A 21,086-nucleotide genomic window follows, 5' to 3' on the forward strand; every position below is an offset into this window, starting at 1 on the left:
GCCCCAAAGCCTGTAAAATAGGGTAAACCCCGGTATAATTACCGCTTTGCGGGCGATGTGCGCACTGCTATATGGCGCGCATGAGCACCAATTCGACGACTCCGCTATCCCATATCCGCAACTTCTCGATCGTGGCCCACATCGACCACGGCAAATCGACGCTTGCTGACCGCCTCATCCAGACGACCGGCGGCCTTGCCGAGCGCGAAATGTCCGAGCAGGTGCTCGACAACATGGATATCGAGCGCGAGCGCGGTATCACCATCAAGGCACAGACCGTGCGCCTGCACTACCAGGCGAATAACGGCGAGAAATATATTCTCAATCTCATCGACACGCCCGGCCACGTCGACTTCGCCTATGAAGTCTCGCGCTCGCTGTCGGCCTGCGAAGGTTCGCTGCTCGTCGTCGACGCGTCGCAGGGCGTCGAAGCCCAGACGCTCGCCAACGTCTATCAGGCGATCGACAACAACCACGAGATCGTCACCGTTCTCAACAAGATCGACCTGCCGGCGGCCGAACCCGACCGTATCAAGGAACAAATCGAAGAAGTGATCGGCATCGATGCGTCGGAAGCCGTGCTGATCTCTGCCAAGACCGGCCTCGGCATTCCCGATGTGCTGGAAGCGATCGTCCACAAGCTGCCGGCGCCGAAGAGCCCGGGCGGCGAAAAGGCGCCGCTGAAAGCACTGCTCGTCGACAGCTGGTACGATACCTATCTCGGCGTCATGGTTCTGGTGCGCGTCATCGACGGTGTGCTGACCAAGGGCCAGACCGTGCGAATGATGGGCACGGATGCGAAATACCAGGTGGAGCGCGTCGGCGTGCTGACACCGAAGATGGTCAATGTCGACAGCCTCGGCCCCGGCGAGATCGGCTTCATTACCGCCTCGATCAAGGAAGTGGCCGATACCCGCGTCGGCGATACGATCACCGAGGACAAGCGGCCAACAGCCGAAGCGCTGCCGGGCTTCAAGCCGGCGCAGCCGGTGGTGTTCTGCGGCCTCTTCCCGGTCGATGCGGCCGATTTCGAAGATCTGCGCGCCGCCATGGGCAAGCTTCGCCTCAACGACGCTTCCTTCTCCTTCGAAATGGAATCGTCCGCCGCCCTCGGCTTCGGTTTCCGCTGCGGCTTCCTTGGCCTGCTGCATCTCGAAATCATCCAGGAGCGGCTGGAGCGCGAGTTCGATCTCGACCTCATCGCAACCGCACCATCCGTCGTCTACAAGATGTACATGACCGACGGCACGGAGCGCGAGCTGCACAACCCGGCTGACATGCCCGATGTCGTCAAGATCTCGGAAATCCACGAGCCATGGATCCGCGCGACGATTCTCACGCCCGACGATTATCTCGGCGGCATCTTGAAGCTCTGCCAGGACCGGCGCGGCATCCAGATCGAGCTCACCTATGTCGGCACGCGCGCGATGCTGACCTATGACCTGCCGCTCAACGAAGTCGTTTTCGATTTCTACGACCGGCTGAAATCGATCTCGAAGGGCTATGCCTCCTTCGACTATACGCTCACCGACCACCGCGAGGGCAACCTCGTGAAGATGTCAATCCTCGTCAACGGCGAGCCGGTTGACGCGCTGTCGATGATGGTGCACCGGACAGCCGCCGAAAAGCGCGGCCGCGACATGTGCGAGAAGCTCAAGGAGCTGATCCCGAAGCACATGTTCAAGATCCCGATCCAGGCGGCGATCGGCGGCAACGTGATTGCCCGCGAGACGATCTCGGCGCTGCGCAAGGACGTGACTGCGAAATGCTACGGCGGCGACGCTACCCGCAAGCGCAAGCTGCTCGACAAGCAGAAGGCCGGCAAGAAGCGCATGCGCCAGTTCGGCAAGGTGGAAATCCCGCAGGAAGCGTTTATTGCGGCGCTCAAGATGGGCGACGAGTAGGTTAAGCTATCCGGATTCAGCCCAAAATATGAACGAAAGGCTGGCCATTGAGCCAGCCTTTTGCGTTTTAAAGCCCAGCCACCCAGCGGTGCCATTCTTCCTCGCTGCCGCGGAAGACATTGAGGTCGATGCGGCCTTCGACGCCGTGTGACAGGCCCGAACCGGAATATTGCCAGAAGAGCCATTTGCGGTTCGGATAGACCTTCGAAGGATGCTCGGCGACTGCTCGCAGCCAGAAATGATAGTTCTGGAAGGCGCCTTCGAGATTGTCCGCGTAGAAATCCGGGGCCGTGTAGATGATCGGGCGCTTGCCATAGTGCCGCTCGATCTTCTCCATGAAGACCTGCATTTTTTCAAGCACACGGGCGCGGGAGAGCTTCACCTTGCAGCTCGATTCGCCGTTCCATTCCACATCAACGACCGGCGGCAGCGCATCAGGATCGCGCGGCACATTGCGGATGAACCAGTCGGCCTGTTCACCAGCCGTGCGGCACCAGTAGAAGAAGTGATAGGCACTGCGCTTGATGCCAGCCTCCTTGGCGCGCCGCCAGTTGGTCTTGAACATCGGGTCGAGATGATCGCCGCCATCGGTCGCCTTGATGAAGGCGAAGTTCGCGCCGCGGGTTCGCAGCGTTTCCCAATCGATATCCCCCTGCCAGCGCGAGACGTCGACGCCGTGGACGGCGAGTTTACGTGGAGAGATCTTGCCGAAGTTGATTGGCTTGGCATCGCGGAAACCGTAGCCATAGACGCGCGAGCGGCCACGCGTCGGCGGCTCGATCGCAGGCGCTGCCGCCATGGCGAATTCGACAGGGCGTTCGCTCGGAACCGGCATACCCGGCTGCGATGTGGCTGAAGGCGTCACTGCCGAGAAGGCGCGGGACTCCGGCACGGGAGCTTCCCAGGCAAGGCTTGCCTGCGGAGTGGCATCGTCTGCATCGTCTGCATCGACCGCGGCGACTGTGGCCTGCGGCACAGATGCCGTCGGCGGGGTGACGGAAGCCGTGATTTCCTTCGAAGACTTCGATGTGACGCCGGCTGAAAGACTTTCCGGACCGGAAGCCGACGAGCAGCCCGCCAGAGCGAGGCAGGCAAGAAGGATCGCTGGGATAGCCGTGGAACGCATGAGCACCGTTACGCAAAACAAGAACCAGGGCGCTTCAGCCATTCTGCGAAGTCACCAATCCGGAATAGCTAACGGAAAATTATCAAAAAAGACTGAATCCGAACTTTCGGTCCGCCGATTCGGCAGCGGGCACATTGCAGCGCCTTTTGCGAGCGTCTAGATCCCTCAGATAAAAGGAGATTCCCATGACCGAGAAAGCCCGTGTGACGATCCTCTACTGCACCCAGTGCAACTGGCTGCTACGCGCCGCCTGGATGGCGCAGGAACTGCTGCAGACTTTTACGGACAGCCTTGGCGAGGTGGCGCTCATTCCGGGCACCGGCGGCAATTTTGAAATCCGCGTCAATGGCGATCTGATCTGGGAGCGCAAGCGCGACGGCGGTTTTCCGGGGCCGAAGGAACTCAAGCAGCGCGTGCGCGACATCATCGAGCCCGACCGCGACCTCGGCCATACCGACCGCGCTTCGCTGGAGAGCTGACGCTCAATTATAGGGCGAGTTGCAGGTCTTGTAGATGCCTTCATAGGTCAGGAAGCGATCGGTGCGCGGATTGTAGGACCGGTATTCGTTCCGGCACCATTGCTGATGGCGGGCCTGATTATCTGCCGAAGGCTGCACGCGTGGTGCCTGCGGCGGATCATAGGTCAGCCTTGGCGGCAAGGTGCCGGGCGGCTGATAATATTTCGGACCGGCGGCATTCGGCGGGCGATAGTTCGGCTGCACATAGGCCGGGCGATGCCACTGCTGCGGACCGAAGCCGAAGCAGCCACGATAATCGCAGATCGTCGACTGCGTATTGATAGGCCCAAGCGACGGCGAGGCTGCATTGGCCCCGGCCAACGGCACTGCGGCAAGAAAACCGGCGAGAAGAGCGGGGCGAAGGTCGAACATGGCGCGTTCCTTTCCAATATCCCCTTATATAGGGTAAAGAAACAGGCCATGCCATTCACTGAGCCGTGGGGTGCGACCACAGCTTCGTGAAGCTTTTTCACAGACTGTCAGGAAAACTTCAAAAACCCTGTTGACAGCAAAGAGCGACCCCCGTACATGGCTCTCCGTCGCCCAGATGGCGGAATTGGTAGACGCGCCAGCTTCAGGTGCTGGTACCCGAAAGGGTGTGGAGGTTCGAGTCCTCTTCTGGGCACCATTCCCATTGATCTTTAATGAGATCAAACAGATACAGGTTCTTCCTGTTATCTGTGCTCACCGTTTTGGTGTTCGTTTTCTGGGTCTTTATTGACCGACAATAATTGATCTCGAGCAATGCTTGGCACTGCCACATAAATGCCGATATGCCGCACTCTGATAGGCTCATGCGCATTCAAGTTTACATAATCGCGTTTCTTCTCAGCGCCATCATGTGGGGCGTGACGTTCGATGCTGCGCGCAACGCGTATCGCGCCGCGCATACGGCTGGTTTGATGCCCAATCTGCATATCCAGCATAAGATCGACCGGATTCTTTGAGCGCTTCAATCCGGGTGAACGTCACTGTCGCTCGGCATCGTCATCATTTGCTTCCAACTCACCAACGAGAGGGCTGAAGCAGATCGCGAACGCCTTCTTCCAAGTCACCTTGGGCGACCAGCCGGGAAGAACCGGACCATCGGTGTAGGGGTCCATGATCTCCCCTTGATTGTAGGATCTTGCGCCCCAGGAGATGTTCAGCGTTCTGCCGCTTTTCCTCTTCGATCACCGTCACAAGCTCCCGGAGCGTAAACTTCCGGCCGGAAACGAGGAAATACTCATCGGGGCGCTCCGCCATATCTGACAAAATGCGCCCGGCCGTAAGCCACATATCCAGTGCCGCATCGACGAGAAGATCGTATCCCAGCAGGTGGGGTAGGTGGCGGGAGGTAGCAAAGCCGATTGCCCGCGCGCTTTTCATAGAGCTGTAGCGGGTAATTGGGTTTGCGGGCGGCCATCAGTGTTTTCCGATAGGGTCGGGTTGTTGAAGACCGACCTGACGGAAAGACCACCGATGACCAATGACATGATGAACGTACGGTCGCTCATGCCATGCTTGCGACACAGCTCCTTGGCTCCCATCCCGGCCTGGTGTTCTTTCAGGATAACTATGATTTGCTCTGAATCGGCTCTTCCGCATTGTCTGTCTCCTCGTTCGAGGAACAGGCTAACGTCAACCGCGGACTTTTCAGGGGAGCGGGTCAAAGCCCACCCCCTTGGAGAGAAAAGCGTCCCGCTGGCCGGACTAATTCACCGACATTTTAGGAACATTTAACCATAAAGTGTTAAAAAAATTTCCAGATAAACTAGAGCGAAATCAACCTGACATGACATCCGTAAACGAGCAGATTGAACAGTTGAACGTGCAGAAGGAAGTCCGCCGAAAGGCCTTTTCTGAGGGCATGAAACTGCGCCCGCAAACGCGCGTTCGGTTGAGCGAGGGGATCTTCAGCAAGGCCGAGAAGACTGACCAGATCTCGTTGGTGAACCTGAAGGCCATCGAACAGTTCGAGCCCGACACTATCTACATACTGAACAACAACGATATCGCTCAGGCTGGGCAGAAGTATGTGGGCATGTTTGTCAACGAGCCGCGTGCCCATGTCTGTATCTGGGATTTCGACAATCATCATGACGTTGCGGCGTCCCTGAATTTTGCGGCTCTGTCCGACTTTTACGTGCCGTGCCATCCGCACAACAATGAGACTTACGCGCAGGTGACCAAGGCGATGGGAAGCCCCGTAAGTGCAGCGGTCATCCAGTGGTCACGCGCCTATCTGAGCGAACATCGCGATCGCCTCCTGGCCGCCACGCGTGATCCGGAACCCCTTGGGCGGCATATACTCTATCCGCAATTCCCCGAGCGCAATGCCCTGCTCCAGACGCTGAACACGCATTTCAAACACGTCGGTCCAGCAGGGCGGACGTATCATGACCGCACAGAGTTAGACCGGTTGGACGAATGGGCGGCCCATATGAGCCATTGGATCATCCCGACCCGCGGCGATCTGCCGATCCGTGTCTTTGATGCGCTGATCACCGGGGGGGTGCCGATCCTCCCGGCCAGCCTGAGAGACCTTCCAGCCCTGGCCCCTTTGCAGGAGCATCTGTTCTACTTCGAGCCGAGCGATGTGGAGGCCCCGCAGGCCATCGTTGAGGCGGCGAATGCACATTTCCGCATGCAGGGCGAGGCCGGTGTGCTCGCGCGTCACGAGGCGGCCATGGCAACCGGCCATCTGGACACGCGCGTTCAGGAAATCCTCGCGCAGATCTACGGACACCTCAATCCGGCCAATTGATCGCGACCGGGGCGCCCTCTGCTGCTGCGGAGCGTTCGATGGCATCCAGGCTGCGCAGCACTTCCTCTGCCCCGTCAAGCGGGGAAGGGTTGTCGCGCACGCCACGGATCAACTCGACAAAGGCGCGCAGTTCGCGGGTTAGAGGCAGCTCTGGATCAGAGGTAAGGGCGACACTGTTTCCGTCGCGGATTAACGTGACTTTCTGCGCGGCTTTGTCATCAAAGGTGAGGCGTCCCTTGGTGCCCGTGGCCGTGATCCGAAAGGCTGGATCAGGCGATAGCCAGCTGGCCTCAAGGTCGAAAGGTCGCCCTTCGTAGGACAACTGTGCAGCCACGCGAAGTGAGCGCGCTCCGCCTTCAAGCGACCGGGCCGTCGCGCGCTCTGCCGGAGTGCCGAAGATCCGTACTGCCAGCGAGAGCGGATGTGGCAACCAATCCCAGATCACGGACGTATCGTCGCGCGGTTTGCCATTGGCGCAGAGCGCAGCTGCCGATTGGATCGGGCCGATCTCTGGCAAGGCCGCACAAAAGGCCTCTGCGGCCGAGTTGAACCGGTGCAGGTGGCCCGCAAAGACGTGGCCGCCCGCTGCACCAGCCGCCGCCTTGAGGCGCAAGAAGTCCTCAAGGCATGTGGCCAGAGGTTTTTCAATAAAGCACGGCACCCCCGCCTCTACGAAGGGGATGGCCGAGGACACGTGGTCTTTGCTTCTGTTGGCGATGATGACGCCGTCAATAGAAGCACCGGGACCCGTCAGCGGCACCCAGCGCACTTCGGGCAGGCTGTCCAGAGTGGCGCCAATGATGCGCGCCCAGGCACCCCGCCCGATGAGACCCAGTGTCACCACGTATGGTTATCCGGCCTTTTTGAGCACCGCTTCGGGCTCGAAATCGATATAGCTCTGCTGATGGCGAGCCCATTCGATGAAGCGCGCCAGACCATCCTCGACATCCACCTCGGAGGTATAGCCAAAGGTTTCCCGCGCCTTGCTGATATCCGGGCAGCGGCGGTTGGGTTCTCCCGCCGGATAGGTGTCCGGATAGTCGATTCTGGTGAAGGAGGCGCCCGGCAGCAGCTTGGGATACATCTCCGCCAGCTTGATCATCGAGATTTCGTTGTCCGGGTTGCCGATGTTGTAGGCTTCACCGCGCTTGCCCTCGAGCAGCGTCATCAGGAAGCCGTAAATGGCGTCGGTGATGTAGCAGAAGGTGCGCGTTTGCAGGCCGGTGCCATGAACCGGGATCGTACGGCCATTGAGCGCCTGATAGGTGAACATCGGGATCACGCGACGGTCGTTGTGGCCCATGCCGGGACCAAAGACGTTGAACGGGCGCACGATTTTTGTCGGCACGCCGTGGTGCTCGTTAAAGATCGCGCAGAGCGTCTCGCCCAGGCGTTTGGATTCGTCGTAGCAGGCGCGCGGCCCAACGGTCGAAACGTTGCCGTGGTAGTCTTCCTTGATCGGCACCGCGCGGGGGTCGGGATCGCCGTAGATCTCGGAGGAGCTGAAGAACAGGAAGCCCTCGAGGCCCTTGTTGCGTGAGGCCAGATCAAGGAGGTTGCGGGTGCCATGCACCGCGCTCTCGATGGTCTCGAGCGGATAGCGCATGTAGAAAACAGGTGAGGCGATGCCCGCAGCCTGGATGATGAAGTCGATATCTTCGCGCACGGGCAGCGGATGGGTCACGTCGGCCCAGACCTGCATGATGTTGGGATCGCGCACGATGCTTTCATCAAGGTTCTTGGTGCCGGTGATGTAGTTATCCACCGAGATGACCGAACAGGGCTTGTCCAGCACATCGTTATTCAGCTTCTGAAACACCTTGAGGAAGTGCTTCCCAAGGAAACCCGCACCCCCTGCCAGCAGGACAGTCTTTCCGGAAAACCGATGGGCATCAGCACCGAGGCGCTCGACAATACGTTGAATTTCTTTCGACATTTCTTTCCCCATTCCAGTGATCAGGAAGCTTTGAGCTCAACAAGCGGAATTGGCATGTAGTAGTCATACGCATTGCCAGTCTTTTTCCGAATGTCGTCGATGTATTCGTAGGCGAAGACCACCAGCACTTCTGGCTGATAGGTCTCAAGTTCAGAGGCAGCCACAACCGGAATATGCGCGCCGGGCGAGGTGCGCCCCTGTTTCAGCGGGCTGTCATCAATCGTGAACGGCAGCAGTTCGCTGTCGATGCTACCAAAGTTGGTGATGGTCGAAAGCCGGGCAGGCGCGCCGTAGCCTGCCACCTTGACGCCCTCTTCCCGCCAGCGCTTCAGGCCGGCGACCAGCTTGTCGGTCAGATCGCGGCAGCGCTGGCCAAAATCTGTCAGTGCCACAGTGTTCAGCACCTTCAGCTCGGTCGCAATCAGCTCCCCCAACTCCGGGGCCTCGGTGCCGGCCGCGTCGCGCATCAATGTGAAACGAAGGGAGCCGCCGTGCTGGGCCACAGGCTCAACCCCGGTGATCACCATGCCGTGCTTGCGGAACAGCTCCTTCATCGACGAGATCGAGTAGTAGAAGATCCGGTCGAGGTAGAATCGCTCGAACTGCACCTGGCTGATCATGTTAAGGATATACTCGACTTCGATCACCAGCTTGCCGTCTTTGGCCAGCAGGATGTCCGCTGCGCGGATGAACTGAGCCGGTGCGTCGAGATGCGTGAAGACGCTGCTGGCGACGATCACATCCGCCGGGCCGTGGCTGTCCAGCACCTGGCGTGCAGAGGTTTCCTCGAAGAAGGCGCAGAGCGTTTCCAGCCCCTCGTCATTGGCGAGCTTGGAGACATTGACCGAAGGTTCGACCCCCAGTGCCCGAACTCCGAGACCTTTGAGTGGACGCAGCAACACGCCATCGTTGGAGCCCACATCGACGACGAATTTCGCCTCCTTCAGCTCCTCGGCGAGAGCTTCGAAATGGCGGACCAGGCCCCCATTGACCGAACTCAGGTAATAGTAATCCTCGAACATGAGGGATCGCGGGACCATCTCGCCAAGTTGAACATTCTTGCAGGTCTCGCAAAAGAACACCTCGAGCGGGAAGAACTTCTCCTCCTGAAAATCACTCGGCTTTGGATATTTGTTCGCGAGGGGCTGGCGCCCCAAATCCAGAAATTTGTTCAAAATCTGCCCGTGACACAGAGAACAACACTTCGACATTGGGAATCCTTACTGTTCGCTGCGCCATCGTGGGGAGCGTGCGCATCCCACTGCGTTCCGGCAGCCGCGTTCGAGCTTATCGACGCCAGGCCATCACGCCTTCCGATAGCTATGTTTCTAGAGATTTAAGCTTGTGGGAAGCTTTCGAGCGCCCCATCCAACTCTCGCAATATTTGCGCCTCGCTCGGAACACTGTGGGACAGAGATCCGCGCAGCCAGGAACGGTCATTGAGATAGTTGGCCATGAAGCCCTGCTTCGTGATTGCGAAACTTGCCGGCGACAGGATGGCTTTCGCGGCAAGAAGGAAGCGATACAGGCCCATGAATACGTTCGTCCAATCCTTGGAGGCGCCGTCGGAGGTCATATCCGCGGCGAAGTAATTCAAGGGATAGTCGAAGAATATCGCCCTGTTCTTCTCGAGCGCCAGCAGGAAAGGCACGGCATAGAGATGCAGCGTGTTTCGGAAGGCAGCAAGCTTCCCGGGATTTTCGATGATGAAGCTGCTCCGGTAAAGAAGGCCGACATGTCGGGGAATGTGGCCGAGGAAGTGCCGGCGAAACGTTTCCGGCTCGTCCATCAGCTTGGGATTGGTATAGAATGACGGCGACAGCGTATATGTCAGCTCGGTCGCGAGCATGTCTGCCGATTTGTATTCGCAATGATTGAACAGAACGGCATCGTGCTCCTGCCTGGCAGCGAGTTCCAGCAGATCGAGCGGATTCACCTGACCGCAGCTGAAAACGTCGGCATCGCCTATGCTGAAGATGAAGTCGTAGTTCCGAGCATGGTCGGCGTAAAAGTGAAACAGGTTGTCGTCGAAGCCGGACCCCTTGTTGGTTACATAGAGATCACAAAGCGGCTCGAGAATGTGTCTGGCGGCGTTGTCGAGTTCGGAGTCCGTCACCGCTGTCTCGAATAGGACGGGGCCGGTATATCTGCTGCGCAGATCCGCGATTTGGGAAAGCACACGCACCAACTGGACATTGCGCTTATAAGTCGTGACTAGGAGGCATATTTTCATGGTGTTGAAGCTTTCCCGGGTGTTGTCCTAGGTAACTCGACTGTTTCTTTTACTCATGGCTTGCTGCAGTTTTCTGTTTCCGCGGCATCAATTGTCGCGTGCGTCCAGAAAACTTTGATAGGTTTGCTTGAGGCCGGTCGCGAGCGGACGTGCGTTGTTCCAGCCAAGTTCATGCAGACGGTGGAGATCCGCGAGCTTGCGCGGCGTCCCGTCTGGCCGCGTCTTATCGAAGGTCAGCGGACCATCGAAGCCGATCGTCTCGCCGACGAGGCGCGCAAGCTCAGCGATCGACAATTCCTCACCCGAACCGATATTGATCGGAATCGGGCCGGAATAGTTGCGCAGCAGGAAGACCACGGCCTCGGCAAGATCATCCACGTGCAGGAATTCCCGCAACGGAGTACCGCTGCCCCAGATCGTCAGGGATTCCGCACCATTCACCTTGGCCTCATGGGCCTTGCGGATCAGGGCTGGCAGCACATGGCTTGTTTCCAGGTCGTAATTGTCGCCGGGACCGTAGAGATTGGTGGGCTGAGCCGATATGAAATCGCGTCCCTGCTCCTGGCGATAAGCCTGGCAAAGCTTGATGCCGGCAATCTTGGCAATGGCATACCATTCGTTGGTCTTTTCGAGCGGACCGGTAAGCAGCGCTTCCTCGCGGATCGGCTGTTCGGCGTCTCGCGGATAGATGCAGGTGGAGCCGAGCAGCAGAAGCTTGCTCACGTCGGCGCGCGCGGCTGCTTCGATGATGTTGGCCTCAATCATGAGGTTGTCATAGAGAAAGGCGACCGGCGAGGCGCTGTTGGCGGCAATGCCGCCCACCCGTGCTGCCGCCACGATGACGACATCCGGCTTGTTGTCCATCACCCAACGCCGCGTCGCGGCCTGATCGGTGAGATCGACCTCACTGCGAGGTGCGGTCAGCACCTCGCAATTCAGCTGCGAGAGCACCCGGACCAGGGCCGAGCCGGCCATGCCGCGATGACCGGCGACCCAGATCCGTTTTCCCTCAATCTGAAAAACAGGGTTCATCCGTCAGTCCTTGTCGCGCTGATGAACCGAGTTTGCCGCATGTTCGCGAATATCGGAATTGACCATCTCCACGATCATTTCCTCAAGCGTCGTCGTGGCGCGCCATCCAAGTTCTTTTTCGGCCTTGGTGGGGTCACCGAGCAGCAGATCGACCTCCGTCGGGCGGAAATAGCGCGGATCGACTTTGATCAGGCAGCGATCGGTGCCGCGGACGTAACCACGCTCGTCAACGCCCTGGCCTCGCCACTCTATATCGATGCCTGCGACCCGGAAAGCCGTATCCACGAATTCGCGGACGCTGACGGTACGCCCAGTCGCCAGCACGTAGTCATCCGGCTTATCCTGCTGCAATATCCGCCACATGCCCTCGACATAGTCACGGGCATGGCCCCAGTCACGCATGGAATCCAGATTGCCGAGATAGAGGCGATCCTGGTCGCCAGCGGCAATGGCCGCGACGGCACGGGTGATCTTGCGCGTCACGAAGGTTTCGCCGCGGCGCGGGCTTTCATGGTTGAAGAGAATGCCGTTCGAGGCGTGCATTCCATAGGATTCGCGGTAGTTGACCGTGATCCAGTATGCGTAAAGTTTGGCAACACCATAGGGCGAACGCGGGTAGAAGGGGGTTGTTTCCTTCTGCGGCGTTTCCACCACCTTACCATAGAGTTCGGAGGTCGAGGCTTGATAGAAACGCGTCTTGTCCATACGCAGGATGCGTAGAGCTTCCAGGATGCGCAGCGTACCCATGCCATCAGCGTTAGCCGTATATTCAGGCGTCTCGAAGCTCACATGGACGTGAGACTGAGCGGCCAGGTTATAGATCTCGTCCGGCTGCACCTCCTGAATCAAGCGGATCAGGTTGGTGGAATCGGTCATGTCGCCATAGTGCATCGTGAAGCGGCGATCGACCTCATGCACGTCTTCATAAAGGTGATCGACGCGCGCCGAGTTGAAACTCGATGACCTGCGCTTGATGCCGTGTACGTCATAACCTTTGGAAAGCAGGAGTTCCGCAAGATAGGAGCCATCCTGCCCGGTTACGCCTGTTATCAGCGCGCGCTTTGGAGCCGTATTCGTCATTTGTCTTCGCTCTTAGCAGGGGCGGGCAACAGAGGCGAAGGCGTCGGCCACGCGCGCAATGTCCGCTTCATTCAGATTATGGTGGTTCGGCAGATAGATGCCGTAGTCATGCACCTTGTCGGCGTTCGGAAGGTCAAGCCGCGGATGGTCGCGGAGCCAGAAGGGATGGCGTGCAATGTTGCCGCAGATCAACGGCCGGCATTCGATGTCGAGCGCATTGATGTGCTTGTAGGTCTCCAGCCGGTTCTCGATGAAGGTGCCGTAGGCGAAGGACGACAGAACCTCGGTATCACCCGACTGGGAGAAGAAGTCCGGCAATGCCTTGCGGTAGAGGTCGAAATTGATGCGGCGGCGTTCGACGATCTGGTCAAGCTTCTTGAGCTGCGACCGGCCAAGGAATGCCTGAAGGTCCGTGGAGCGCAGGTTATAGCCGGCGTGGTAGAAGGTGTAGAGGTTCTTGAACTCGTCGACACCGTTCTCTTCTGCCAGCGATTGACGCAGTTCTGGCTTGAGATCGCGGCTCCAGCCRTGTGAGCGCAGAGAAAGCATCAATTGGTGCAGGTCGGCGTCGTCGGTGACGACCATACCGCCCTCGATCGTCGAGATGTGGTGGCCATAGTAGAAGGAGAAGCTGCCCGCCGCGCCGATCGTGCCCAGCTTGCGACCCTTGTAGGTCGAGCCGAGCGCCTCGCAGGAATCTTCCAGCAGGATGACGTCGTAACGCTGGCAGATGTCCCTGATGGCGTCCATGTCGCCGGCGTGGCCGAGAACGTGGACGATGATCAGCAGTGCCGGCGGATCCGTGCGGCAAAGGTCTTCCAGATGGTTGAGGTCGATGCCCAGCGACTTCGAATCGCAATCGCAGAGGCGCACATCGAAGCCGAGTTGGAGCAGCGGTGAAACCGTGGTGACCCAGCTGACGCCGGCGGCGATCGCCTTGTTATTGCGCAGGCGGCCTGCTTCCTTGAGCGCGGCGATCATCAACAGGTTCGCCGACGACCCGGAGTTGACATAAACCGCGTGGCGGCAGTCCATCCAAGCAGCGAATTCCTGCTCGAAGGCGAGCGTCTGCTCAGCCTTGGTCAGGCGGTTGCCTGCAAGCATCCACTCGGAGAGGGCCTCGAGTTCACCCTGATCGATGGTTTCCTCTGCAAGGCGGATTGGACGATCTTGAGTAACTAAGCGGATTGGACGCCCTACAGTCATTACGATGCCTCCCTGATACGCACAGCGCGCATCACTTTCATTTCGAGATAGTGGCGGGTTACTTCTGCATAAGCGGCGCGCAACCGTGCGGTCTTCTCGCCGGATGCAAAGGCGTCGATGGTGATAGACCCCTCGTGAAAACGGAAGAAAGCGAGCGGTTCACGGACGTAGCCGACCGCTGGATAGCGCAGCATCGAAAGCAATGAGACGAAGGCATCCGGGCCGACGCCTCGATATTCGTTTATCTGAAGCGGCAACCGACCCGGATAAAGTGCATCGATGAGGATCTGTCGGCGGTAGAGCGCCGCGCCGGGCGAGATCAGCGAGCCGAGAATCTGTCTTTCGATGGCATCGACCGGATAGGTGCCGGTTGCGGGCAGCCAGTCCATAAACTGGCGAAGCTTGATGGGCAGGCCAGGACCATCCGTCACGTCGGCTCCGCTGAAGGCGAAGCCGGTTTCCGGCGTGATGACCGCAAGGCACGCCTCGATGAAGGTCGGCGCGATCCAGTCGTCGTCATATTGCAGGTGAACGAATTCACCGCTGGCGTGCAGCGCGCCTTCCAGCCAGCAGAAATGCGGCCCGAAATCGCGCTCGCGGCGGATGTAGAGGATGCGGTCACCGTAAGCCTCGGCAACTTTCGGCGTATCGTCGGTGGAGCCGTGGTCGACGACGATAACCTCGCACGCTTTCGTTTGGTTCAAGGCGCTGTCGATAGCGACAGGCAACATTCCGGCTCTGTTAAAGGTCGGAATGACAATGGAAACAGTCTCAGACATCAGAGTCTCCTAGTAATTGTCTAAGCCTTGAGATATCGGCGACGAGGGTGTCGGAGCCGCCGGTCGCCCTGATATCGAGGGGCCGGGGGCTGAAACTCTGCACGAAATCGCGAATGGTTGTGCCACGCCCGGAGCCGACATTGACCGGCCCCGTTGCGGAAGAAAGGGCAAGGCGTACGACAAGTTCTGCGGCATCTTCCGCCGGCAGAAAATCCCTGACACTGTCGCCGCCCGGAAGCGTGAAGGGTTGGCTCAGGTCCTCTTCTGCCAGCCGACGCTCGATGGATGGTCGAAGGAACGAACCGGTTTGCGCTGGGTCATGAATCGAGAAAACACGCGCCGCACAAAAGGTGCGGCCGGATGCCTCGCAAATGTCGGACGCAACGCTCTCGGCCACCCATTTTGTCCGTCCGTAGAAAGAGGGTGGCGCCTTTTCGGCGTCCTCGGTTATCGGCAGATGGGACGGCGCATAGATATGGCTCGATGAGCAGTAGAGGAACGTGGCCGGGTGTCCCTCGAGCGCCGAGAGAAGATTGATCGTGCCGCCGACATTCACGGCATAGGCGCGGGCCGGGTCTGCCTTAACTGATGCCACCGGCACCAGGGCCGCCAGATGAACAACCTTATCGATCGGCTGCAGGGCAGCGATTGCCGCTCGGGTCGCCTCCAGATTCGTCAGGTCCGCCTTGTTGGCGATCACATCTGCGCTTGGCGCAAACTGAGCGAAATGCCTGATAACATGCCCACCCAGGATGCCGCCCGCCCCGGTTATCAGGACACGCATGGACGCCCCCCTCGATGGACCGCGCAGCACCCTGCCGAGACCCTTCGGCTGGCAGAGGTCAGGTCGCGCTTTTGCTGCATCCAATTTCCTTATTTCCCGTCGCCGCGCGTTCTTCGCGACATAACGAACACGTTAAAATGCCGATTTCAGATGACCGGATGGCGGCCCCCAGGATTTCTAACCACGGCAATTGACGCGAATGCCCGGCTCATGCCATCTCCTTCGTGGTTAACACCAATGCCGCCTCTGCCATGCGCGAACCTTGCGCGAAAGGAATTGCCCGACATGCACTTTATTAAAGCAAGGACGCAGAGTGATAATGAGACGGCGCTGGTCACCGTGTTCTGTGCGGTATGGCACCGTCAAAACAACAAGTTCGAACTGCTTAAGTCGCACTACGTCAACCTGCGCCAGCAAAGCGTCGGAGTGCGCATCGTCTATATCTTCGACAATGGTGATACGCCGCCTGAATGGGTGGATGCAGACTGCTATGTCTTTTCTCAGCCGCTCTCGATCTATGAGGCCTGGTCGGCGGCAGTGGCCTTGAGCAATTCACTGTTCGTGATGAATCTCAATATGGACGACCGCCTGGCCACAAATGCCGTCGAACTCCTGGTGGGAGCCGCCTGCGCTTCTTCTGCCACTCTGGTGGCGGGTGAATGGCTGGTATGCTTTGATAATTCCCATCTTGATGAGTTTTTCAAAGCGCCGATACTGACCGCATCCGAATTTGCGCCGGACTGGCCTCCGAGACCGCGTGAACGCCTGAGACTGGGGTCGGGTACCGGCGAGCGCGGTACTTTCGGTCCGGCAACGCTCTGGAGCCCGCAGGCGGTCGGGAAGTATTATCCGAGCTATTTTGGCGACGGGTCTCTAATCCAGTCGGTCGGCGATGCGCTGTTCTGGAATGTGTTCCAGCAAAAAAATCTGAAAACCATCCGCTTGCCGCTTCTGATTGGAAAATATCTCTCTTCACCATCTGATCAGGCGGAGTTCCGGGCCAATCAGGATCATGAGCTGTATCAACGCTACGGTCTCTCCAATCTGTCTTTTGCTGACCGCATCCTTGGTGGCGAAGTGCCGCAATTGGCATTTCGGCCCGCTGGTTAAAGATTTGATGCGGTAAAAAGATTGGCTGGCAATCACCCGTCAAGTCATTGAACGATGATCACGCCTTTCCCGCCTTCCGGCTCTGCGAGCACAATCACATCGTAGAGGCTTACCCCGGCTTTCACCGCACCGGCTGGTAGTGTCCGCGCAGCGGCACGCGGCTGTCCATGGAAATCACACCGTCGCGTTCACAGACATACATCAGTGTCGGCATGCCGCCGGAGCGGAAGATCTGATCATGGCGGCGGCGGATCTGCACCGTCTCGGTGTGGCAGTCGTACGACTCCTCCACCTTCTCGTCCGGCTGCGCCTTCACGCCCGGAAGATCCTTATAGGGATAGAGCGGTTGCACGGCCTGCTTGCCGGAATTCTGCCAATCGATGGCAAAGGCGGGCGCAGCCGAAGCACCGGCAACAAGCGACAGCAGGAGAACCGCAGCGAACCGCATCACAACCTCTTTCATGGGCATCTTTTGTTCGGTGCCCATGTTCAGGATGTAGGAAGATTGGACGTCGCCATCAAGCGGAAGCGCGAGCAGGCTTGCGGAAATAGCTCCTGATGACGGGATGAGAGAAGAGGCCGGCGAGGATTGCAAAACCTGCGCCGACAGCAAAGCCTGCAAGCATCCCACCGATCATGCCTGCGACCATGATGATTTTCTTGCTCGGCCCATCTGCCTTAACAGGAACTTCGGCTGGCGAGACGACGCGGATATTGCTCTGGTTGAGGTTCTGCTCTTCGCTGGTCTCACCGGAGCGTTTCAGCACGGCCTCGTAAAGCTCACGGGCGGCAGTCGCCTTGCGCTGCAGTTCGTTCAGCTGCACTTGCTTGTCCGATGTCGTGGCTTGCAGGGCTTTCTGCACCGCCAATTCCTTGGCGATATCGTCTTCGGCCTTCTTGGCCTGTTCGTATTCGGTTCTTGCCGAGGTCGCGACCCGCTGCAACTCGCCCCTGATTTCTACCCCGATACTTTCGAGCGAAGAGCGCGCGGCCTGAAGGCGCGGATGGCGCGAACCCATCTGGCTCTGCAGGCTGCCGACGACAGCGGCCTGGGCGGAATATTGCTGCCGTAGGCTGACGAGCGGCGATGTGCCGGTGGCGCCGTCCGTCTGGCTGCCGGCGACGATGTCTTCGACCCGCAGATTTGCAGCGGCATCGGCGCGGGCCTTGGCCTGGATAGTCTTTTCCTGGGCAGTGACGAGCAGCGTATTCAGGGACGAAAGGCGCTGGTCGGAAATCAGGTTGCCCTCGGTCGCCGCCATGTCGTTGTCGGCGCGGAAGGTTTCGACCGCCTGTTCGGCCTCCTGCACCTTCTGGCGCAAATCGTCGAGGCGACCGCCGAGCGCTGAGGAGGTGGTCTCATAAAGGCCAGTCGATGCACTGCTTTCCTCCTGCATGAAGGAGGTGACGACCTGGTTTGCGAGCTTTGCGGATTTCTCAGGATCATGCGTCGTCGCGGCAAGCGAGACCACGTAGGTATTATTCTCACGCGTGATCAGCAGGGCCTTCTGAAGAGCGCCGATGATGGCGGCGCCATCCGTCCTGCCGCCGGTGAATTCCGGATCCTGATCGAGCTTCATAGCGTCGGCTACGCGACGCAATACGTTGCCCGAGGTCAGCAGCTGAACCTGGCTATCGATCAGCGTCGAAATCATTTCCGGCGACGGGGCCGCGTTCTGCGAGCCGCTGTCGGCAAGACCGATCTGACGCGGATCGAAATAGAGGGCGGCAACGGCGGTGAATTTCTGCTGAATACGAGGCGCGATCACCGCGCCGGCGGCGGCACCGACGAGGCAGAGACCGGCAATAATCAGGCGCCTGCTCCAGATGGCAGCAACCGCGGATCTGATATCCAGCAATGGTCCGGCGACATCAGGTGCCTGCTCGACCACGGGTTCAGGCGCTGACGGGGGTTCGGGGACGGCGGGAATATCGCGGTGCGGCGGCTCAGCGGGGCGGCTTTCCGACACTGCCGGGCGAACCGGAAGAGGACCGGGCTCGGGAGCCGGTGGAGGCGGAACGAAATCGGTCGGCCGGATGATCGGGCTGCGCGCACGGGTGCCTTCAGGCGCAGGCTGAGACGACTCATAACTGCGCCAGGCAGGCAGGCGGCTCACCCTGTTCCCGTCATACTGATTCATAAACACCGCATCCGCCCGGCAGGAAAGGATGGCCGAGACAGAGCGACTTTAGAAATTCTTAGCTAACGGACCGTTAAGATGCCGGCATTGAAGCCGACGTGGCGACCTGCCGCGACCCGCGAGGATAGCCATGAAACGGAAAAGACTGCTGCACAGGCTGCTGGTTGCCGCCGTCATGACCATTTCGTCCACCGCCCATGCCGCTGACGCGCCACTTTGCTATTATGGCGTCAATCTCTCCGGCGCCGAATATGGCGAGCGCGGCGGCGTCTACGGCACGAACTACACCTACCCGACCGAAGAAACGATCAGCTATTTCGCCAAGAAGGGAATGACGATCATCCGCCTGCCCTTCCGCTGGGAGCGGCTGCAGCCGACGCTCGGCACGCGGCTCGACGATGATGAATTACAGCGCTTGAAGGATACGGTAGCGCTGGTTCGCAAGCACAAGATGAGCGTGCTGCTCGATCCGCATAATTTCGGCTACTATGACAAGGATCAGGTCGGCAAGCCGCCCGCAACGAATGCAGCCTTTGCCGATTTCTGGGCTCGGCTTTCCGTCGAATTTGCCAATCAGGAGGGCGTTCTCTTCGGGCTGATGAACGAGCCGCATGACGTTCCCGCGACCGATTGGCTGAAAGCCGCCAACGCCGCGATCCGCGGCATTCGAGCGGTCGGCGCGCGCAATCTCATCCTCGTTCCCGGTACAGCCTGGAGCGGAGCTGCAAGCTGGGAAACCGATGTGATCGGCGGCGCGAACGGAACTGTCATGCTCGGCGTGCGTGATCCGCTCGATTTCTACGCCTATGAATTCCATCAGTATCTCGACGCGGATTCTTCGGGCACGCACGAGACCTGCGAGGGCGCAAAGGCCGCGACCGATGCCGTCAGCAATGTGACCGCCTGGCTGAAGAAGAACGGCAAACGCGGATTCCTGGGCGAATTTGGCGCGTCTGCAAATGCGGATTGCCTCGATGGCCTGAAGACCATGTTCACCACCATGTCCGACAACAGCGATGCGTGGATCGGCTTCTCCTACTGGGCGGCTGGCGAATGGTGGCCGGCCAACGAACCTTTCAACGTACAGCCGCGTGACACGCCTGAGCGCCCGCAAATGCGTCTGCTTGAGCAAATAGTTCCCAAACATGCGCCCGTCTGCGCAGCGGTAAAGCCCGCGAGGAAGTGACATGGCATCAGTCGGAGAGACGAGCACGAGATTCGAAACGGTTGCTGGTGCGGCCAGCCCGGCTTCGCGTCTCGATTACCCTGTTCTGATCCTCGGGCTGCTCTCGGTTCTCTACAATGGCATCCTGGCCTTCATAAACCACAACGTCATGCCACTTTCGATGACGCACGTGGCGGCCAGCGAAGGCCTGATCATGGCGAGCGCAATCATCTACATCCTGCACAAAGGGATCTATGAGGAAGACCTTCCGGCCTTCCTGTTCATGCTCTTCACGCTGATCGTGACTGTCTATGTCAGCGCGATCAACCGCATGGCCTTTATCGATCATTTCCGCAACGTCCTGATCATCTTCTGCTTTACGGGGCTTGGAGGCTGGTGCAATGAGCGGACGCTGAAGCTGATCTTCCGTGTGGCCTGTTTCATGGTACTGCTTTTCCTGATCTTCGAGATCATCAGCGTGCCCTTCTATGTCAGTATCGTGCATCCCTCGGACTATTTCGCCAACACGCGCGGGCTGAAGCCTCTCAGCTTCAACACGACGGGTCTGTTCCAGAATGCACTCGGCTTTCCCGGCCGATTCTCATTCGGCATCATCGATCACCGTTCGTCCTCGATCTTTCTGGAGCAGGTGTCGCTTGCCAATTTCTGTGGCGTGATCGCGATCTACCTTATTTCGATGTGGGACCGGCTGACGCGGATCGACCGGGCGCTGGCCATTGCGACAGCGCTGCTGATCCTCACGACCAACGATACCCGCACGATGCTCATCTTCTGCATCTGCTGTATCGGCGGCTATTTCGTCTTTCCCAGAATCCCCAAGGCTTTCAATCTGGCGCTGATGCCGCTCATCGTTTGCGCCGGCTTTCTTGTCTACATGAAGGACCCCAATGCGATCGGCGACAATTTCACCGGGCGCATCAATCTGACGATGAAGAAACTGATGGATCTCGATCCGCTGGCGATCCTCGGGCTTTCCGTCGATAAAGTCGCCGAATTCGCCGATAGCGGCTATGTCTATCTCGTCTATGGCGCAACGATCTTCGGCGTCATCGCCTTCTGGCTCTTCGTCTGCCTGTTTCCCGCGGGCACGAGCCCGGCACAAAGGCGCTGCGCCCATTCACTTTCTCTTTTCATTTTTCTGAATATGATGATCGGGGGAACGGCAATCTTCTCGATGAAGATCGCCGGCCTCGTCTGGCTTGTCATCGGGTTCATGCGTTTCCGCGACACGCCACGTATCCGGCAGGGTCGTCCGGCAAATGTACTGAGTTGACGAAGCGGCTTGCCTGAAGGGCGATCCGCAGA

General features: G+C 59.0%; 21 protein-coding genes and 1 tRNA gene. 7 read left to right on the forward strand and 15 right to left on the reverse strand.

The genetic code is table 11. The annotated features are described in order from the left end of the window. Nucleotides 1-71 precede the first annotated feature (71 nt). Nucleotides 72-1,904, forward strand: a complete 1,833-nt coding sequence (gene lepA / locus AC1DM5_RS14980) for a translation elongation factor 4 (protein ID WP_037100640.1) — start codon at nt 72-74, stop codon at nt 1,902-1,904. Nucleotides 1,905-1,971: 67 nt separating this feature from the next. Here the strand turns inward: lepA and AC1DM5_RS14985 are convergent, their stop codons facing one another. Next, nucleotides 1,972-3,030, reverse strand: a complete 1,059-nt coding sequence (locus AC1DM5_RS14985; RefSeq protein WP_477821644.1) for a glycoside hydrolase family 25 protein — start codon at nt 3,028-3,030, stop codon at nt 1,972-1,974. A gap of 185 nt (nt 3,031-3,215) precedes the next feature. Here AC1DM5_RS14985 and AC1DM5_RS14990 point away from each other — a divergent pair, with 185 nt between their 5' ends. Beyond that, entirely contained in the window at nt 3,216-3,509 is a 294-nt protein-coding gene (locus AC1DM5_RS14990) for an Rdx family protein (RefSeq protein ID WP_007813273.1), read from the forward strand. 3 nt (nt 3,510-3,512) lie between these two features. On the opposite strand, the gene AC1DM5_RS14995 is transcribed toward AC1DM5_RS14990, so the two are convergent. After that, the gene (locus AC1DM5_RS14995) at nt 3,513-3,920 is read right to left on the reverse strand and encodes a BA14K family protein (RefSeq protein ID WP_477821598.1); all 408 of its coding nucleotides are present in this window, start codon (nt 3,918-3,920) and stop codon (nt 3,513-3,515) included. Between the two features lie 169 nt (nt 3,921-4,089). Here AC1DM5_RS14995 and AC1DM5_RS15000 point away from each other — a divergent pair. Further along, nucleotides 4,090-4,176: transfer RNA gene (locus AC1DM5_RS15000), tRNA-Leu, on the forward strand. Nucleotides 4,177-4,222: 46 nt separating this feature from the next. On the opposite strand, the gene AC1DM5_RS15005 is transcribed toward AC1DM5_RS15000, so the two are convergent. Both AC1DM5_RS15005 and AC1DM5_RS15010 read right to left on the reverse strand, forming a co-directional pair. Then, nucleotides 4,223-4,474 carry a hypothetical protein gene (locus tag AC1DM5_RS15005; RefSeq protein ID WP_477821597.1) on the reverse strand — a complete coding sequence of 84 codons (252 nt, stop codon included), beginning with the start codon at nt 4,472-4,474 and terminating at the stop codon, nt 4,223-4,225. Between the two features lie 42 nt (nt 4,475-4,516). Continuing rightward, nucleotides 4,517-4,651 carry a hypothetical protein gene (locus tag AC1DM5_RS15010; protein WP_477821596.1) on the reverse strand — a complete coding sequence of 45 codons (135 nt, stop codon included), beginning with the start codon at nt 4,649-4,651 and terminating at the stop codon, nt 4,517-4,519. A 707-nt stretch (nt 4,652-5,358) separates the two neighbouring features. Between AC1DM5_RS15010 and AC1DM5_RS15015 the strand changes: the two genes are divergently transcribed. Continuing rightward, a complete protein-coding gene (locus AC1DM5_RS15015; RefSeq protein ID WP_477975242.1) occupies nt 5,359-6,294 on the forward strand; it encodes a hypothetical protein in 936 nt (311 codons plus the stop codon). Here AC1DM5_RS15015 and AC1DM5_RS15020 read toward each other — a convergent pair. The 9 genes from AC1DM5_RS15020 to AC1DM5_RS15060 all read right to left on the reverse strand — a co-directional run bounded on the left by AC1DM5_RS15020 (nt 6,278) and on the right by AC1DM5_RS15060 (nt 15,344). Continuing rightward, nucleotides 6,278-7,138 (reverse strand): Gfo/Idh/MocA family protein, encoded by an 861-nt coding sequence (locus tag AC1DM5_RS15020; protein WP_477821594.1) that lies wholly within the window; start codon nt 7,136-7,138, stop codon nt 6,278-6,280. The genes AC1DM5_RS15015 and AC1DM5_RS15020 overlap by 17 nt on opposite strands. A 6-nt stretch (nt 7,139-7,144) precedes the next feature. Then, entirely contained in the window at nt 7,145-8,230 is a 1,086-nt protein-coding gene (locus tag AC1DM5_RS15025; protein ID WP_477821593.1) for an NAD-dependent epimerase/dehydratase family protein, read from the reverse strand. Between the two features lie 20 nt (nt 8,231-8,250). Further along, nucleotides 8,251-9,441 (reverse strand): class I SAM-dependent methyltransferase, encoded by a 1,191-nt coding sequence (locus AC1DM5_RS15030; RefSeq protein WP_477821592.1) that lies wholly within the window; start codon nt 9,439-9,441, stop codon nt 8,251-8,253. Nucleotides 9,442-9,566: 125 nt separating this feature from the next. Further along, nucleotides 9,567-10,346: a hypothetical protein gene (locus tag AC1DM5_RS15035; RefSeq protein ID WP_477821591.1), complete on the reverse strand. Its 780-nt coding sequence runs from the start codon at nt 10,344-10,346 to the stop codon at nt 9,567-9,569. 204 nt (nt 10,347-10,550) lie between these two features. Further along, entirely contained in the window at nt 10,551-11,495 is a 945-nt protein-coding gene (locus AC1DM5_RS15040) for a GDP-L-fucose synthase family protein (protein ID WP_477821590.1), read from the reverse strand. A gap of 3 nt (nt 11,496-11,498) precedes the next feature. Beyond that, nucleotides 11,499-12,575 (reverse strand): GDP-mannose 4,6-dehydratase, encoded by a 1,077-nt coding sequence (gene gmd, locus AC1DM5_RS15045; protein WP_477821589.1) that lies wholly within the window; start codon nt 12,573-12,575, stop codon nt 11,499-11,501. Nucleotides 12,576-12,587: 12 nt separating this feature from the next. Further along, complete coding sequence (locus AC1DM5_RS15050; protein ID WP_477821588.1) at nt 12,588-13,781, reverse strand: DegT/DnrJ/EryC1/StrS family aminotransferase; 1,194 nt, start codon at nt 13,779-13,781, stop codon at nt 12,588-12,590. Then, nucleotides 13,781-14,560: a glycosyltransferase family 2 protein gene (locus AC1DM5_RS15055; protein WP_310379704.1), complete on the reverse strand. Its 780-nt coding sequence runs from the start codon at nt 14,558-14,560 to the stop codon at nt 13,781-13,783. Before AC1DM5_RS15055 ends, AC1DM5_RS15050 begins: the two co-directional genes overlap by 1 nt. After that, entirely contained in the window at nt 14,553-15,344 is a 792-nt protein-coding gene (locus AC1DM5_RS15060) for an NAD-dependent epimerase/dehydratase family protein (protein ID WP_477821587.1), read from the reverse strand. Before AC1DM5_RS15060 ends, AC1DM5_RS15055 begins: the two co-directional genes overlap by 8 nt. 285 nt (nt 15,345-15,629) lie before the next feature. On the opposite strand from AC1DM5_RS15060, the gene AC1DM5_RS15065 reads away from it, so the two are divergent. After that, the gene (locus AC1DM5_RS15065) at nt 15,630-16,454 is read left to right on the forward strand and encodes a glycosyltransferase family 2 protein (RefSeq protein ID WP_477975187.1); all 825 of its coding nucleotides are present in this window, start codon (nt 15,630-15,632) and stop codon (nt 16,452-16,454) included. A gap of 121 nt (nt 16,455-16,575) precedes the next feature. Here AC1DM5_RS15065 and AC1DM5_RS15070 read toward each other — a convergent pair whose 3' ends face one another. Together AC1DM5_RS15070 and AC1DM5_RS15075 are read right to left on the reverse strand one after the other, a co-directional pair. Further along, nucleotides 16,576-16,902, reverse strand: a complete 327-nt coding sequence (locus AC1DM5_RS15070; protein ID WP_477821643.1) for a hypothetical protein — start codon at nt 16,900-16,902, stop codon at nt 16,576-16,578. Nucleotides 16,903-16,972: 70 nt separating this feature from the next. Further along, nucleotides 16,973-18,595, reverse strand: a complete 1,623-nt coding sequence (locus AC1DM5_RS15075) for a GumC family protein (protein WP_477821585.1) — start codon at nt 18,593-18,595, stop codon at nt 16,973-16,975. A gap of 130 nt (nt 18,596-18,725) precedes the next feature. Between AC1DM5_RS15075 and AC1DM5_RS15080 the strand changes: the two genes are divergently transcribed. Both AC1DM5_RS15080 and AC1DM5_RS15085 read left to right on the forward strand, forming a co-directional pair. After that, complete coding sequence (locus tag AC1DM5_RS15080; RefSeq protein WP_477821584.1) at nt 18,726-19,781, forward strand: glycoside hydrolase family 5 protein; 1,056 nt, start codon at nt 18,726-18,728, stop codon at nt 19,779-19,781. Nucleotide 19,782: 1 nt separating this feature from the next. Then, the gene (locus tag AC1DM5_RS15085; RefSeq protein ID WP_477975189.1) at nt 19,783-21,054 is read left to right on the forward strand and encodes a hypothetical protein; all 1,272 of its coding nucleotides are present in this window, start codon (nt 19,783-19,785) and stop codon (nt 21,052-21,054) included. Nucleotides 21,055-21,086: the final 32 nt, after the last annotated feature.

The sequence above is a fragment of the Rhizobium sp. 01T437 genome, assembly GCF_056398505.1.